At 50.7% G+C, this 16492-nt stretch carries 15 protein-coding genes and 1 other RNA gene; 7 read left to right on the top strand and 9 right to left on the bottom strand.

Annotated features, from left to right (window positions below; all coding sequences use genetic code 11):
- Window positions 1-8: 8 nt before the first annotated feature.
- Window positions 9-917: an ABC transporter ATP-binding protein gene (locus tag ACO0LL_RS11615; protein ID WP_422951026.1), complete on the bottom strand. Its 909-nt coding sequence runs from the start codon at window positions 915-917 to the stop codon at window positions 9-11.
- Window positions 918-1174: 257 nt separating this feature from the next.
- On the opposite strand from ACO0LL_RS11615, the gene ffs reads away from it, so the two are divergent.
- Window positions 1175-1273: signal recognition particle sRNA small type (gene ffs, locus ACO0LL_RS11620), an RNA gene on the top strand.
- Window positions 1274-1628: 355 nt separating this feature from the next.
- Here ffs and ACO0LL_RS11625 read toward each other — a convergent pair.
- The 5 genes from ACO0LL_RS11625 to ACO0LL_RS11645 form a co-directional block, all read right to left on the bottom strand.
- A complete protein-coding gene (locus tag ACO0LL_RS11625) occupies window positions 1629-2942 on the bottom strand; it encodes an MFS transporter (RefSeq protein WP_422951027.1) in 1314 nt (437 codons plus the stop codon).
- Window positions 2939-4006: a MerR family transcriptional regulator gene (locus tag ACO0LL_RS11630; protein WP_422951028.1), complete on the bottom strand. Its 1068-nt coding sequence runs from the start codon at window positions 4004-4006 to the stop codon at window positions 2939-2941. The genes ACO0LL_RS11625 and ACO0LL_RS11630 overlap by 4 nt, the downstream gene beginning before the upstream one ends.
- Window positions 4007-4092: 86 nt before the next feature.
- Window positions 4093-4527 (bottom strand): DoxX family protein, encoded by a 435-nt coding sequence (locus ACO0LL_RS11635; RefSeq protein ID WP_422951029.1) that lies wholly within the window; start codon window positions 4525-4527, stop codon window positions 4093-4095.
- A 168-nt stretch (window positions 4528-4695) separates the two neighbouring features.
- A complete protein-coding gene (gene hslO / locus ACO0LL_RS11640; protein WP_422951030.1) occupies window positions 4696-5622 on the bottom strand; it encodes an Hsp33 family molecular chaperone HslO in 927 nt (308 codons plus the stop codon).
- Between the two features lie 13 nt (window positions 5623-5635).
- A complete protein-coding gene (locus ACO0LL_RS11645; protein WP_422951031.1) occupies window positions 5636-6160 on the bottom strand; it encodes a gamma carbonic anhydrase family protein in 525 nt (174 codons plus the stop codon).
- An 82-nt stretch (window positions 6161-6242) separates the two neighbouring features.
- On the opposite strand from ACO0LL_RS11645, the gene ACO0LL_RS11650 reads away from it, so the two are divergent.
- Window positions 6243-7049, top strand: coding sequence for a ferritin-like domain-containing protein (locus ACO0LL_RS11650; protein WP_422951032.1), 807 nt, complete (start codon window positions 6243-6245; stop codon window positions 7047-7049).
- Here ACO0LL_RS11650 and ACO0LL_RS11655 read toward each other — a convergent pair.
- On the bottom strand, window positions 7046-7666 hold the full coding sequence (locus tag ACO0LL_RS11655; protein WP_422951033.1) for a GIN domain-containing protein: 621 nt from the start codon (window positions 7664-7666) through the stop codon (window positions 7046-7048). The genes ACO0LL_RS11650 and ACO0LL_RS11655 overlap by 4 nt on opposite strands.
- Before the next feature lie 107 nt (window positions 7667-7773).
- On the bottom strand, window positions 7774-8307 hold the full coding sequence (locus tag ACO0LL_RS11660) for a GNAT family N-acetyltransferase (RefSeq protein WP_422951034.1): 534 nt from the start codon (window positions 8305-8307) through the stop codon (window positions 7774-7776).
- Between the two features lie 208 nt (window positions 8308-8515).
- On the opposite strand from ACO0LL_RS11660, the gene ACO0LL_RS11665 reads away from it, so the two are divergent.
- Entirely contained in the window at window positions 8516-9070 is a 555-nt protein-coding gene (locus ACO0LL_RS11665) for a flagella assembly protein FlgT middle domain-containing protein (RefSeq protein ID WP_422951035.1), read from the top strand.
- 13 nt (window positions 9071-9083) lie between these two features.
- Here ACO0LL_RS11665 and ACO0LL_RS11670 read toward each other — a convergent pair whose 3' ends face one another.
- Entirely contained in the window at window positions 9084-10808 is a 1725-nt protein-coding gene (locus ACO0LL_RS11670; protein ID WP_422951036.1) for an acyl-CoA synthetase, read from the bottom strand.
- 145 nt (window positions 10809-10953) lie between these two features.
- Between ACO0LL_RS11670 and ACO0LL_RS11675 the strand changes: the two genes are divergently transcribed.
- The 4 genes from ACO0LL_RS11675 to yfcF all read left to right on the top strand — a co-directional run bounded on the left by ACO0LL_RS11675 (window position 10954) and on the right by yfcF (window position 16484).
- Complete coding sequence (locus tag ACO0LL_RS11675; RefSeq protein WP_422951037.1) at window positions 10954-11847, top strand: alpha/beta fold hydrolase; 894 nt, start codon at window positions 10954-10956, stop codon at window positions 11845-11847.
- Window positions 11848-11946: 99 nt separating this feature from the next.
- Window positions 11947-13200: a cystathionine gamma-synthase family protein gene (locus tag ACO0LL_RS11680; protein WP_422951038.1), complete on the top strand. Its 1254-nt coding sequence runs from the start codon at window positions 11947-11949 to the stop codon at window positions 13198-13200.
- A 115-nt stretch (window positions 13201-13315) separates the two neighbouring features.
- Window positions 13316-15814 carry an ABC transporter permease gene (locus ACO0LL_RS11685; protein ID WP_422951039.1) on the top strand — a complete coding sequence of 833 codons (2499 nt, stop codon included), beginning with the start codon at window positions 13316-13318 and terminating at the stop codon, window positions 15812-15814.
- Between the two features lie 37 nt (window positions 15815-15851).
- Window positions 15852-16484 (top strand): glutathione transferase, encoded by a 633-nt coding sequence (yfcF, locus tag ACO0LL_RS11690; protein ID WP_422951040.1) that lies wholly within the window; start codon window positions 15852-15854, stop codon window positions 16482-16484.
- Window positions 16485-16492 lie beyond the last annotated feature (8 nt).

The following is a 16492-nucleotide window of genomic DNA, read 5'->3' on the forward strand; positions in this document are numbered from 1 at the left end:
ACGACTCCTCAGGCTGCGCGTTGAACTGGCGATGTCGCTGGGCTCGTCAGCAAACCGGCCATCGCAGAGAAATAAACATCTTCCAGGTTGCCAGTAGCCGCTTCAAATTCATGGCCAGGTTTTTCATCTGCATATACATGGATGAGTGTGCGGCCTGAGGTCAGGCGACTGGAAATCAGTTGGTATTTTTGCTGGCAGTCGGCGAGTTCGCTTTTTTCTATAAAGCGTTTCCAGATTTTTCCCTGTATCTGTGCTATCAGGGTAAGTGGCTGCCCGGTCAGTATGACTCGTCCCTTGTTGATGACTGCCATGTTATTGCACAGGTCTGCAACGTCTTCGACGATGTGGGTAGAAAGGATGACGATTTTTTCTGTGCCTATGTCAGCCAGCAAATTGTGAAAGCGTACCCGTTCTTCCGGGTCCAGGCCTGCAGTGGGTTCATCGACGATGATCAGTTTAGGATCGCCAAGCAGGGCCTGGGCAATGCCAAAACGCTGGCGCATGCCACCAGAAAATCCACCGAGATGCTTGCTCCTGACATTGTAGAGATTGGTTTGATGTAATAAGGCCTCGACTACCTCTTTGCGCTGCTTGCGCTGATCTAGCCCCTTGAGAACGGCAAAGTGATCCAGCAAGTCATAGGCGCTGACCTTGGGATAGAGCCCAAAGTCCTGTGGCAGGTAACCCAGCAAGCGGCGGATATGGTCTTTGTGCTCGTGGATATTGATATTGTCCAGCATTGCAGTGCCCGCATCGGCATCCTGCAAGGTCGCCAATGTACGCATCAGGGTTGATTTGCCAGCGCCATTTGGTCCCAGCAAACCAAACATGCCAGCAGGTATGGTCAGGTTGATATCATTAAGTGCTTGTACACCATTGCTGTATTGTTTTGATAGTTGCTTTATGCGAAGTTCCATGCTTTTTTCCTGTTTGTAATTGAACTAATCCATGCGCAACGGGCGCGGGCAGGCATATCTTATGTAAATGAAATGGTCAAATGGAAGGATGCGATGAAACTGGGCCAGGCGGGGATGGAAATGAAGAATTGCGGTTTGAATGACCCGAGCGGGGAAAGCCCGGCTAGTTTGCTCTAAGTTTGTGTGGCTTAAGTCAAGATATCTCTAAATGAACCGAAGTGCTGCAAGTTTGCGCTTGATGCGATATAATTAGGTTTGGCGGGCCCCTGCGCATTGCGGCGTGGCCAATCTGGTCAGGTCGGGAACGAAGCAGCCACAGTCACTTACCGCAAGTGCCGCAGATCAGGCTCGCCAACTTCCAGTTTTAAATCCCCCCAAGTTTACTCCGCCATAACTTCAAGATGCATGAATAGCTTCTCTGGCTATGCTGCAAGCATGTCTGTCTGTTTTGACAAGTGCTATCAGTGGCAATAACAGTTTTAGCTTATTCCCTGCTCTGTGTCACCTTTCCAGGGGCAAATATGCACGCCAGATGTTCCAGCGTGATACCCGCATTTCGCCCGATGAGATGATTTTTACTCATTGCATGGTATTGTTATGCGCTGTAAGTCTGAAGGCCAAAGCCAGGTTGCACACTAGCGATGTGATGACAAAAATGACCCAGACCTGAAACATCACGTGTGATCAGGCTGAGTCTTTTTTCCAGGAGTTTTATGCGGGGACCTTCTTGTCTGTCACCATGGATATGGTACTGAACTGTGTTGCTGAGATGACGATCAAAATCAACAAGCCGCCACTGCCCATGAACAATTGTGGAATCGTGATGCCACGCAGCAGCCAGCCTGTGAAAGCAGCCGAGACCGGCCCTATGCCCATGAAGATAAACATGAACATGCTCATGGCGCGACCTATCATATGTGGCGGTACCTGTTTTTGTACCCAGGTAAATACGGCCACATGCAAGAAACCACCGAGTATGCCCACGCTTAGCAAAATCAGTGCCCCTTGCCAGCTTGCGCTGATCAGGCCCATGGGTGCGAACAGTATGCCGACCAGGAAATCGACCAGCAGGATCGTGCGGCCCAGGTTGCCAAAGCGCAGATTGGGCTTCATGGCTGCCAGTACCATGCCCAATAAGGTGCCTGCACCGTGTGAGCCTGCCAGTAAACCAAGTGCGCTGGCACTATTGTTGAGCTGGTTTGCCATCACCGGCAGGGCAATCTGTATCGGCCCCATGATAAAGAAGGCGATTGCCGCCCAATAGATGAAGCAGCTACGCAGTTGTCTCTCATTCCAGCAATAACGCAAACCTTCTGCCAGAGACTTTAGTAGTGCCGGTTTTTGTGCTGCAGGTGCGGCGCCAAGGGGTGCTGGCATGCTTTCATTCATTCTGACCTTGCTCAGTGTCCAGGCTGAAAAAGCATAGGTAAAACAGTCAAAGAAAAATGCTGCTGCCAGACCTTGCGCATCATGAACCATGCCGCTTTCTTGCGTACCAAACAGGGCAATCAGCAGGCCTGCCAGCACCGGGCCTATGAACATGGTCAACTGACGCATGCCCAGCATGATGCCATTCGCAGGTTGTAATTGCGATGGCTGTACGACACGTGGCAACATCGATGTACCTGAAGGTATGCTGAAGGCGGTCGAGATACCCAGTCCCAGGGCCAGTGCATAGACCATCCATAATTCCAGCTTGCCGTAAAAAATCAGCGCACTCAATATACCCAGTAGCAGTGTATTGATGTATTTGGTTTGCATCATCACAGTCTTGGGCGAATAGCGATCGACCACTGCTCCACCTAGTAATATCAATAATGCGCGCGGCACGCTGATCAGTGCCAGCACGATGCCGAGTATCAGGGTGTCACCAGTCATCTTCAGCACCAGCCAGGGCAGGGCGATTAAAGTGAACTGGTCACCCAGCATGGAGATCGCGCCACCGCCTATCATCCAGAGAAAATTACTGTCCTTGAATAAGCCTTTAGGCGCATTGTCCGTTTTATGCTTATCTATGTTGTTCATGTTGTTTTCCTTACTTTTTCTTGCTGCTTTTCAAGAGAGTTTTTCTCCAGAATTGCCATTCCCTGGCGGGCATAGGCAATAATAGTGAGTGTCAAACCTCCGCCTATGCTGAGCTCCGGTTCTTTTTCATGGATGCTCCTGACTTTGAGCATGGTGGGCAAATGATTGCCCCATGCATCCATGAACAGCTCGCGCCATTTGATTAAAGTGGCTTGCACATCGGGATGGTCAGGTGGCAGGTTTAACGCCATTTTTTGCTTTACTTCAGAAAAGATGCGTGTCCATGATTCTGCATTTCTGAAAAATGAGGCGCGAAAATACCTCAGTTCTTCTTCGCTCAGATATTTTCTGTAAATGTCATACCTGACTTCTACTGATGCCTGGGTGATGAAATCCATCATCTCATCATCGACACCGCTTAATGACTGCAGTGAAGGTTCTTTTCTGTGCATCAAAGTGAATTTGCTGAGCAATCTGGGATCAGGCATGATTTGACTCATGGCCAGTACCCATTCTTTGGCCAGTTGTTTGGCTTGTGGGTCAAGTGGTGATATTTTCTGGTCCAGCAAAATCCTGGCAGCCTTGACGAAAGGTGCCATATGCGTTTCTATCTTGCTTTGCGCTTGTGATTCCAGTTCGCGCATATCCAGAATCTCATCACGGCTAAAATATTTGCCGATCAGACTCATCATTTCCAGCGTCGACAGCCAGTATTCAAGATTGGGTTCGTCATTGGCTTTCAACAGGCCTGACAATTCTTGCAGCCTGTCACGCAATTCCATGCTTTGTGCTATTTGCTGATCCAGGCCAGAAATCTGTTCGTCTATGACGAAGTGCAAATCATTGCCAGCGCCGTTGATGACATCGCCCACTTCTGCCAGCGATAAATCCAGGCGGCGCAGGGCTTGTATGTGATGCAGGCGTTTGATGTCTGACCTGTCGTAGAGGCGATACCCTGCCTCTGAGCGCGCAGATGGCTTGAGCAAGCCGATTTTGTCGTAGTGATGCAGTGTGCGTATGGTCAGGCCAGTGCGGCTGGCCAGTTCACCGATTTTCAATAACATGCCTGATCTCCTTCAATGAGGGAGACTATAAAGCCTCACCTAATGTCAGGGTCAAAGGTTTTTTGAAAATATTTTTATTGCTCGATTTATTTGTCTTTTTTGTATTGTTGTGGCCAATATGCCCACATGACACCCAGCAAACTGGTCAACAGAATAAAGCCCCATTCCATGCCGCCCTGACCTGGGCCGACAACATACCAGCCATAGTGGGAGTGAACATGGAGCAATCCAAAGCAAACAACAACGATATGGCCCAGGCAGGCAGGGACGACAAAGCGATTGGCCAGTAATGCCAGGCTGCTGGCTGTTTGCACCAGCAAGACCAGCCATGCCAGGGCAGTGCCAAAAGGGTAGCCAAGTTCAGTCAGGAACTCGCCAAATTTGGGGATATTTGCCAGGTGGGTGTAGCCATGCAGGGGGTGCATCAAAATAATCAATGCGACACCTATGCGTACGATATCCATGCCGCGGTGCTGGTTGGCTGGATTTGCTTGATTTAATTTATACCATTGTTGAATCATGGAAAGTCTCCGGAATAATGAGCTTTCGACAATGGCAGAAAATCAAATTGGGAATTGGCTTATGTGATCAAACACTCATGCAGAGTGATGAATTCAAGCTGGGTTTGAGATGGGGATGGTCTGGCGACACGCAGTCACCAGACCAATGGATCAATAGACCAATAGAAATTAATGCTTGATTTCAGGCGCGGTCAGCGTACCTTCAGTCAGCGTGCTGGCAACGAACAACTGTGCGCAATCCACTTTGTCGAAGCCGTAGTGCTTGCCACAGAAATCGCAATTGATATCCAGCGTGCCAAGATCGGCAATGGCAGACTGGATTTCTTCTTCACCCAGCATTCTGAGCATGTCACCGACTTTTTCGCGTGTGCAGTTGCACTGGAATTGCGGGTGCAAAGGGTCGAATACACGTATGGTTTCTTCCCAGAACAGACGGTGCAAGAGTATGTCTATGCCTGTGCTCAGCAGTTCCGGGCGCTTCAGGGTATCACCCAGCATGACAGCATGGTTCCAGGCTTCGGTCTCATCTTCCACCTGGGCTTCAGCACCACCGGTTTTAGGCAGTTTTTGCAATAGCATGCCACGTGCGACCTGGTCGTCAGCTGCCAGCCACAGCTTGGTGTCGAGCTGTTCTGAACGCTGCATGTAGTTTTCTATGACAGTCGCAATGCTATCGCCATCCAGCGGTACGATGCCCTGGTAGGCCTGCTGGCCCGGCAATTTATTGTTCGGGTCGAGCGTAATAACAAAACGACCTTTACCATGAGAATGGATCAGGTCAGTCAGGCTGGCGTCGTCTGCGATATTGGCATGTTCACTGAGTTTGGCAGTGGCACGCATTTTCAACTCAGCATCACATTCAACGACCAGCAATTTGACCGGGCCATCGCCATGGATTTGCATGATCATGGTGCCATCAAACTTCAGATTGGCGGACAGCAGGGCAGATGCAGCCATCAACTCACCGAGTATGGTTTGTACTGCGGCTGGATAAGTCTTGCGTGCCAGGGTTTGTTGCCAGGTGTGGATCAGTTCGACCATTTCACCGCGTACACCGGCATGTTCGAACATGAATTTTTGTAAGGTATCAGTCATTGTTGTCGCTAAATCAGTCTATACGTTTCAGTTGTGTTTTAAAGGCTTGTCCGCGTTTTACGTAAGTGTCGGCATTGCGCTGCAGGCCGGCAATATCGGCTTCGCCCAATGTTCTGACTACCTTGGCAGGTGAGCCTATGATGAGGGAGTTGTCCGGGAATTCCTTGCCTTCGGTGACCAGTGCGCCAGCACCAACCAGACAGTTCTTGCCTATCTTTGCACCATTCAGTACTACAGCCTGTATGCCTATCAATGAGCCATCACCAACTGTGCAGCCATGCAGCATGGCCTGATGGCCGACAGTCACATTTTTGCCTATGACCATGGGGTAACCAGGATCAGTATGTAAAATGCTGCCTTCCTGTACATTGCTGTTTTCGCTGATGGTAATCAATTCATTGTCACCACGTATGGTGACATCAAACCAGATGCTGGCATTGGCTTCTATTTTGACTTTGCCTATGATGTTGGCGCTGTCGGCAATATAGGCGGACGCATCAATTTCTGGGACTAGGTCACCGAATTGGTAAATGGGCATGGTTATTCCGTAAAATGACGCTTTTTTAGCGAAAACAGTATTGTAAACCCCTGAGGGCTTACTTGCCTGGCTTCACATGTATATGAAAGATAAAGTTATTAATGAGTTAAGAGCATGCGCATTGGCTGCGGTACTGGAATCTGATCCTCAACGTAAATGTGAGGCTATCCATGCAATTCTCAAGGAGCCCTTGCTGGATGTTGCCACAGTTTTTGCTGAGCCTGAAGGTATACCCGGGCGTTTGAGCAAGCCAGAACTGGTGCCGCCAGGTAAGGTGGGACGGCGCGCCATGAATACGGTAGAAGGCAGGGCGGTGCTCATTCATGCACTGGCGCATATAGAATTGAACGCAGTCAATCTGGCGGCAGACATTATCTGGCGCTTTGCCGGCATGCCAGCGCAGTTTTACCTGGACTGGCTGAAAGTGGCCAAGGAAGAGGCTTATCACTTCCAGTTGCTGATAGGGCATCTGCATACCCAGGGTTTTGCTTATGGCGACTTCCCCGCGCATAACAGCATGTGGGAAATGGCAGAGAAAACCAGGGGTGATCTATTAGCGCGATTAGCCCTGGTGCCACGCACGCTGGAGGCACGTGGTCTCGATGCGACGCCTGCCGTCATGGCCAAACTGGCACAGGCTGGTGACCATGCTGCTGCCGATATTCTGGCGATTATCCTGCATGATGAAATTGGCCATGTTGCCATTGGCAATTTTTGGTACAAAAAACTGTGTGCAGAGCAGGGCCTGGATATTATTTCGACATATGCCGAAATGACCCGCAAATACAAGGCCCCGCCAGTGCGGGGACCTTTTAACCTGGAAGGAAGGAGAGCAGCAGGGTTTGATGAGGATGAGCTGCGTGCCCTGCAGGCAGCGGCAAATATTTAATCTCCGGCACGTACTGAGCCTATACCTTCCACAGATTTGCTGACATTGCGTGGGTGGCCATAATAAGTCAGGCTGCCTATGCCTTGTACGGATGCATTCAGGCTCTCGCGTGCATTGACCGATACCGAGCCTATGCCTTCTATGTGGGCATCTACCTGTTCAGCGATCAGGTTCTTGGTTTCTACCAGGCCTACACCTTCGGCACGCAGGATAAATGATTTGACTTTGCCATTTGCCACCAGCATGCCTGCACCTTCGTAATACAAGGCAAAGTGGGGGCCAGAAAGATTGTTCAAGATGGTCTTACCTGCGCCTTCCATCTTGAAACGGCTCATCTCAGGGATGCTGATGATGACCTGGGAGTTGTCACTGACCTTGATGGAATTTTTTTCTTTGTAAGAAATGATCAGTTCGTCACCAATGACCTCAGTAATGACGTTATTGACAAACCTTTCATTGCCCTTGACTTGTACCGACTGGGGTTTGCCAACTTCCACCACCAGGCTGAAGGCGCTGCGGGTCTTGATGGATTTGAAGGCGGGCAGGTTACGGGTTTGCTCATCGGCAAAAGCAGTAGAACTCAGCAACAGGGCAGCTATCAACAAGATGTGGCGCATGGTTTTCTCCAATGAAAGGTGTTTGCATTGGTGCCAGTATTGCCAATTTTGTTTTTACCTGCCCACGCTTTGCGATGAACTGCAAAATTCTGGGGATGAGCCGTCATTCAGGCCGGGCGCACCGTGTTCAGCTTTTCATAATGCAGCATATCCAGCCATACACCATTGCGAAAGACCGAAGCATGCGAGTGGCCATACTCCCTGAAGCCGCATTTGCGCATAATGGCCTGGGATGGCAGGTTGTCGATAATGACGGTCGCTTCAATCCGGTTCAGTTTGAGTTCTTCAAATGCCTGGCTGACTACGGCATTGACTGCTGCCGTCGCATAACCATGGCCGCCGTGGCGCTGGCTGAAGCGGTAACCCAGAAAAGCCTTATGGTACTGATCTTGTTCAACGCCGCGCAGGGTGATGCGTCCAACAACTTCATTTTCTATCCATGCCAGATAGTGATATTCACGATTGGCGCTGGCCAGGTATTGGGCTTGCTCCAGGCTGGAGCGTACTTCTGGCAGGCAATAAAAGTCATTGCCACGGCTGGCTATCCATTCTTCAAAATGGTCGCGGTTTTCTTGTTCAAATGCGAGTACGGCAGCGGCATCGTCGGATTTGACTAGTGTAATGATCAGAGATGAACTCATGGAGATGGTGTCAAAGCTGGTTGGTGAATGAAGGATTGTAATGGATGCTTAAAGTTGTTGCTGTTACTGTCGTAATCAAGATAAACCACTTGCATTGAAGAATGTCATGACAGCACTCATAAGATCAATCAGCTCAATCAGATCAATGGTAAACCGGATCGCGTTAATTTTACTCGGCGTATTCTTTTCTGCGCACTCCATCGCACAAATGACCGATCCCGGTTTGCCACCTAATTTGCCATCCAATAAGGCCTTGGTATTGACAGGCTTTGCGGTTAACAAGCCTGTGCAGGTGCTCGATATTGATGATGCTTCACAGGGTTTCCCCAAGGCGATTGCCCGCAGACTCATGCGTGAACGACAAGTGCAGGTACGCACCTCGCCTGATCTATTGTCGTTTGACTGGCAGCAGGATGTGCCGCCAGTGAACCTCTTGCAGCAACTGGGGCGCACTTATGCCAGCCGCTACATCGTCTCTGGTGAGATACGCAATGCCGGTACCAAGATAGATACCAATCTGTTTGGTCTGACGCAAAAAAGAACCCGTGCCATAGAACTGGAGGTACGTATCTATGACGCAAGTACTGGTCAACTGCTGGCGCAGCAGGAATTCTCAAATGCCGTTGCGGGTAATGTGAGTGTAGGACGTGAGCATGTCTTCGATGGCGCAGCCTTCAATAGCACCTTGTATGGCAAGACTATCAGCGACATGCTGGACCAGGTTGCGGGCCTGGTCAGTGCTACGGTGTTAGCGCAACACTGATTTTTTAGATGGCTTATTTTTTAGCGTGTTCTTCTTCACGCAGCCGTAATATGCGCCGTTGTATTTTGCCTGTGGTGGTCATAGGTAAGGCATCGATAAATTCTATCTCCTTCGGATATTCATAGGGGGCGAGTTTGCCGCGCACGTGCTCTTGCAATTCTTTGATCAGGGTATCGTCACCCTGGAACCCCTGGCTTAACACCACATACGCTTTGACCAGGTTGCCGCGTTCTTTGTCTGGCTTAGGCACGACAGCGACGTTTGCCACTGCTGCGTGTTTGACCAGGCAATTCTCGATTTCTGATGGGCCTATGCGGTAACCAGCCGCCTTGAACATATCATCTGCCCGGCCCTGATACCAGAGATAGCCATCGGCGTCGCGGGTAGCCAGGTCGCCCGTTCTGCACCAGTCGCCAGTGAATTTATTGCGTGTTGCCGTGTCGTTTTTCCAGTAGCCCAGAAAGAACACCGGGTCAAGATGACCATAGGCGTCATAGCGGCTCATGGCAACTTCACCTGTTTCACCATCTGCCACTTCTTTGCCATCATCGTCAATAACTGCCACCCTGTGTCCAGGATAAGGTCGCCCCATACTGCCGGGTTTGGCAGGCCACAATTGATGGCTGTTGCCGACGATATAATTCATTTCAGTCTGGCCAAACATTTCATTTGGAGTTATGTGCAAGGCTTTTTCACACCAGTTGAAAACGGCATCACCGACAGCCTCACCCGCAGTCATGATGGCACGCACGGCCAGTTTGTATTTCTTCCTGGGCTTGGGCTCTGCCTTCATCATCATTTTCAAGGCGGTGGGGAACAGGAAGGTATTCGTGACCTGGTATTTTTCCAGCAAATAGTAGGCAGTTTCTGCAGTGAACCGCCCCTGGTAGCCAACGATGGGTTTGCCAAAATACAGGGTAGGCAATAATGCATCCATCAAACCGCCAGTCCAGGCCCAGTCAGCCGGTGACCAGAATACATCTTCGTCTTGCGGGAACCAGTTTTGCGATGCCACAAAGCCTGTCAGATTACCGATAATGGCAGAATGAGGCAGCAGCGCACCTTTGGGCGCACCGGTAGTGCCGCTGGTGTAAATCAAAATGGCCGGATCGCTGGAGCGGGTATCGGCAATGCGGGCAGTGACAGGCATGTTGGGTACATGCGTTTCCCAGTCTATGCAGGGCGGCATGTCGTCGCTGGTATCGCAATCTACGGTAATGGCGGTTTTCAGGTCGGGACAGCGGCTGCGAATTTCTTCAAATGCCTTTATCCCACTGCCATCCAGAATGATGGCGATGGACTGGCTATGTTGCAGCCGGTATTCCAGCGCCTCTGGCCCGAACAAAAAAGACAAGGGCATGACGATGGCGCCAATTTGCAGACAAGCCATGATGGTGATGGCAGTTTCTGGCCTTTGTGGCAAGATGCAGGCGATCACATCACCGCGTTGTATGCCTTCCTGCAACAACAGATTGGCAAGCTGGTTGGCTTGTTCATGTAGTTGCTGATAAGTCAGGCGGCGGCTATTGCCCTCGCTGTCTTCATACAGGATGGCAGTCTTCTTTGCATGCTTGTGCTTTGCCGCCCAGCGGTGACAGCAGGCTTCTGCGATATTGAAATTGCTGGGTACATCCCATCTGAATTCGTGATAAAGCTGATCATAATGATCAACATGGGTAACTTGATCAGCTTTTGTATCGTTTTTAGTCTTGTCTTTGAGTTTGTTCAACTGCTTCATCCTGTCTCCGTTATAATAATCGAACGGTCGTGCTATTGCATGTTCGTGCTGCAAGTGCCCTGAGGCATTGGTATCATGCTACTTGATTATGTGCTTTGCAGGCTGGCGTTTGCCTGTATTTCCAGATGAAAAATATTAAATTCTTATGAATACTCTATTCAAGCCTTCACGCACATCCTTTCTTGATATCCGTGGTCTGCAATACCATGTGCGCAGTTGGGGGCGGGAAGATGCGCCCAAGATCATCATGCTGCATGGCTGGATGGATGTGTCTGCGTCTTTCCAGTTTGTCGTCGATTGCCTGAAGCAGGACTGGCAAGTAATTGCGCCCGACTGGCGTGGCTTTGGATTGACTGAATCGCCCAAGGTCGATACTTACTGGTTTCCCGATTATCTGGGTGACCTTGATGCGCTGTTAAAGCATATCTCGCCGGATGAACCTGTGAACCTGCTCGGACACAGCATGGGGGCGAATGTCGCTGGTTTGTATGCAGGCGTGCGGCCAGAGCGAGTGCGCAAATTTATTAATCTTGAGGGCTTTGGCATGCCGGTGACCCATCCCAAACAGGCACCAGGGCGTTACAGAAAATGGCTGGATGAGCTGGAAAACCAGGCTGGCCTGCGCACTTATGCGTCGCAGGCGGAAGTAGCCGCCCGTTTGCAAAAAACCAATCCCCGTCTGTCGGACGAAAGAGCGGCATTTCTTTCTGCTCATTGGGCTAAAGAGACCAGTCCCGGTTGCTGGGAGATTTTGGGTGACCCTGCCCACAAGCAAACCAGTCCGCTCCTATACCGGGTTGAAGAGGTCATGGCCTGCTGGCAAAAAATCACTGCACCGGTATTGTGGATGGAGGCAGATGACACCAATGTCTGGCACTGGATGGGGCCTAAAGAAGAAGCTCGCCTGGAAATAGACAGGCGCCTGGAGCATATACCGCAGCTACAAAAAGAGATGATTTTCGATGCCGGGCACATGCTGCACCATGACCAGCCAGAGAGATTGGCAGAATTGATAGAAGCTTTCTTGCTGAAGGACTGATTTAACCAGTCTCATTACCTCGGTACAGGAATGAAAAAGCGAGTTCTGGGTTAAACTCCCAGAACTCGCTTTTTATTTTCTATTCTTATTTCCGGCACCATGAGCACGACACCTCAATCACCCAAATACGGTTTCACCACCACCATTCTGCACAGTGACAGACAAAAAGACATAGAGCATGGCTCTGTTCATAAGCCCATCCATACCTCGGTCATGTATGGTTACAGCGATGCGCGTGATCTGGCAGCGGTGTTCCAGAATAAACAATCTGGCTACCGCTATGGCCGCCAGGGCAATCCTACCGTCTCTGCGCTGGAAGAAAAAATCAGCAAGATGGAAGGCGGGCTGGCTACTATTGCTTTTGCGACCGGCATGGCTGCCATAGGCGCGGTGTTCCAGGCATTGTTGCGCCAGGGTGATCATTTGGTGTCTTCTTCATTCTTGTTTGGCAATACCAATAGCCTGTGGCAAACCGTTGCTGGGCAGGGCGTTGATGTGTCGCTGGTAGATGCTACTGATGTAAGCCATGTTGCAGCCGCACTGACGCCAGCGACCCGCATGGTGTTTGTCGAGACTATCGCCAATCCACGCACGCAAATCGCTGATTTAAAAAAGATAGGTGAGCTGTGCCGTGAAAAAGGCATACTGTTTGTGGTCGATAACACCATGACTTCGCCTTATCTGTTCCAGCCCAAAGTTGTACATGCTGGCCTGGTGATCAATTCGCTGACTAAATCCATCGCGGGACATGGCAATGTACTGGGTGGGGCTTTGACAGATACCGGCTTGTTTGACTGGAGTACATTTCCAAATATTGCTGCCAACTTCCGCAAACAGCCTGCGCACATGCAAGGGCTTGCACAAATCAGGGCCAAGGCTTTGCGTGATTTTGGCGCCTCGCTTTCACCAGAAGCAGCACATCAGGTTGCCGTAGGTGCAGAAACCATTGCCCTGCGCATGGACAGGGAATGTGCGAACGCCCTGGCGCTGGCAAAAATGCTGGCTGCCGACCCGCGCGTAGCAGCGGTGCATTATCCTGGCCTGCCAGATCATCCTCAACATGTCCTGGCTACAGAGTTGTTTACTGCCTACGGTGCCTTGTTCAGTTTTGAGCTAAAACCTGAGATAGATTGCTTTGATTACCTGAACCGCCTGAAGCTGGCGATCAATGCAACGCATCTTGGTGATACCCGCACCCTTGTTATTCCGGTTGCACACACCATTTTCTTTGAGATGGGGGCAGAACGTCGTGCGGAGATGGGGATAGCTGACTCTTTGATACGCGTTTCTGTCGGCATAGAAGATACCCAGGATTTGCTCGCTGATTTTGCGAATGCGTTGGTAGCTGAGTAAAAAAGCAAGGCAAACTTTGAACTAAAGGCTGTTTTGTAGCACTACTGTCAGAGGTGTCGGATAGTGCTGCATTTGGTGCGTATTCGATTTTAATTTCTGTATTGGCAAGGTAATTATGTTCAAACTCTCTCTCAGTATGACGATGCGTGACTGGCGTGCTGGTGAGCTGCGCTTTTTACTGATTGCCTTGATGATCGCCGTGGCCTCTCTGGCCTCGGTCGGTTTTTTTACCGACAGAATGCGCAGCGGCCTCAACCGCGATGCCCATCAGTTGCTAGGCGCTGACTTGCTGGTCGCGGCTGATCAACCTATCAAGCCGGAGTGGCGGCAAGAAGCAGAAAAGCGAGGCTTCAAGACGGCAGAAACGGTAGTTTTTCCAAGTATGGCGCTGGCGGGCGAGGGTGATGAAGCGATATCCCGCCTGGTCTCTTTAAAAGCCGTAAGTGCAGATTACCCCTTGCGTGGTAAGTTGAAGCTGAACAAGGGCGAGACAGAAGTCGCTACTGATGTCGTCCCTCAATCCGGAACAGTGTGGGTAGACCCGGCTTTGCTATCGGCCCTTAATTTGAATGTAGGTCAAAAAATCAAGCTGGGTGAGCTGCAATTGACGGTTACCCAGACCATAGGTACAGAACCCGACCGTGGTGCTGGTTTCATGAATTTTGCGCCACGGGCCATGATATCGCTGGCGGATATACCGGCCAGCAAGCTGATACAAAACGGGTCGCGCGTGACTTATCGTTTGCTCATGGCGGGCGATGCGAAGCTCATCGCTGCCTATCAAAAAGAATTGCAGGGCAAGATAGAAAGTGAAAAACTCAAAGGCATACGTCTGGAGTCACTGGAATCAGGCCGCCCGGAAATGCGTGCCACGCTGGACAGGGCAGATCAGTTCCTGTCGTTGGTGAGTCTGTTGTCAGCCATGCTGGCAGCAGTTGCCATCGCCATGGCTGCGCGCCGCTTCATGCTGCGCCATCTGGATGCCTGCGCCATGTTGCGTTGCCTGGGACTGACACAAAATCAGGTCATGTCCATGTATCTGATTGAATTCCTCATCCTGGGTTTGTTGGGTAGTATCGCTGGTGTGTTGCTGGGTTATGCAGGGCACTATGTCTTGCTGGAATGGCTGGGCAAGCTGGTCGCCAAGGATTTGCCGGATGCGAATTTCTTGCCTGCAGTGCAGGGCATTGCCACAGGTTTATTGCTGCTGGTAGGTTTTGCCTTGCCACCGATTTTGCAATTGCGTAATGTACCGCATAATCGCGTTATACGACGTGAACAGGATGCGCCCAAGGCCATGACGCTGGTGACTTACGCATGCGGCCTGGGCATGTTCGTGGCCTTGTTGCTGTGGCAAACGGCGGATATCAAACTGGGCCTGATGACTGCGGCTGGCTTTTTGCTTGGTTTGCTGGTATTCGCGCTGGTGGCATGGCTGGGTATGTTCTCACTCAAACGCATGCGTACATTATTCGCGCATTCTGCCTGGCGTTTTGCCATTACTGCTCTACAAAGGCGACCTGGCGCGACTATCGTGCAAGTCGTCTCCCTTGCCCTGGGTTTGATGGCCTTGTTGTTATTGACTGTGGTGCGCGGTGACCTGATCACTGCATGGAAAAAAGCTACCCCGGCAGATGCACCAAATCAGTTTGTCATCAATATACAGCCAGATCAAAAAGCAGATATTGCCAGGCAAGTACAGGCTTTTGGCAAACCTGAGCTTTACCCCATGATACGTGGCCGCCTGATCGCCTTGAATGATAAACCTATCACCGGCGACACCTATGCAGAAGACCAGGCCAAGCGCATGGTTGATCGTGAATTCAATTTGTCGACCATGGCTGATATGCCTGCACTGAATAAAATCACCGCCGGTCGCTGGTATGATGATAGCAAGGCCACCGAGGCCGAGGCTTCAGTGGAAGAGGGTATAGCCAAAACTCTGAAGCTCAAGCTGGGTGACAAAATGACTTTTGATGTCGCAGGTCAACAGGTGACTTCGACTATCACCAGCCTGCGCAAGCTTGACTGGGGTTCGATGCGGGTGAACTTCTTTGTCATCATCAACCCCAAGGCCATGGTCGATATGCCACAAACCTGGATCACGGCTTTCCGTTTGCCCGAAACAGATAAAACTTTCGTCAATCGCTTCATGCGTGACTTCCCTAACCTGACCGTTGTAGACGTTGGGGCGATGATCAAGCAAATGCAGGATGTGCTGGACCAGGTGATCACGGCAGTAGAATTCCTGTTCCTGTTCACGCTGGCCTCTGGTGTGCTGGTGTTATATGCAGCGCTGGCTGGCTCTCAAGATGTACGGATGCGAGAGGCTGCGCTCTTGCGTGCATTAGGCGCAACCCGCAAACAACTCTCGCAGGCACAGTGGATAGAATTCTTGCTGATAGGCGGTTTGTCTGGCGTATTGGCAGCTTCAGGTGCATCTGCCATAGGCTGGGCACTGGCACGCTTCAGTTTTAATTTTGAATGGACTTTCTCGCCTTTGGTATGGCTGGCAGGCCTGGTTGTTGGCGCTATTTGTGCCGTGGTAGGTGGCTGGCTGGGTTTGCGCAATGTCCTGAATCAGCCACCCCTGCAAAGCCTGCGTGAGGCTTGATAGCAACGCGCACTGAATTAATTTAAAAGGATATATCTTGCAAAAACAAGACATCAAACTGTATGTGGATTCACAATTTACTAGCCCTTATGCGATGTCGGTGTTCGTTACCTTGCATGAAAAATGCCTGGACTTTGAGTTGTTGACAGTAGATCTGGAGGCAGACGCCCAGCATGCGCCCGACTATGCAGCCACGTCCCTGACGCAGCGTGTGCCTACTCTGGTGCACAATGGTTTTGCCTTATCCGAATCTTCAGCGATTACCGAGTATCTGGAAGAAGTATTTCCACAGCATGCAGTTTATCCCAAAGACACTCACGCCCGCGCCAGGGCAAGGCAGGTGCAAGCCTGGATACGTAGCGCCCTGATGCCTATACGGGTAGAGCGTAATACCCAGGTCATCTTCTATGGCAAGAAGCTGGAACCCTTGTCTGACGCTGCCAAAGCAGCAGCGGCGCAATTGTTCCTGGTGGGTGAATCATTGATACCAGAGAATGCTGAAAACCTCTTTGGTGACTGGTCTGTCGCTGATCTTGATCTCGCTTTGATGATTAATCGTCTGGCACTGCATGGCGATCAGGTGCCTGAAAAATTAGTCCGGTTCGCAGCCCAGCAGTGGCAAAGACCTGCAGTGCAATTGTGGGTGAATCAGGCAAGACCAGCACTCTGAATGGTTTT

Source organism: Undibacterium sp. TC4M20W (assembly GCF_049340245.1).
Classification (GTDB): Bacteria; Pseudomonadota; Gammaproteobacteria; order Burkholderiales; family Burkholderiaceae_D; genus Undibacterium.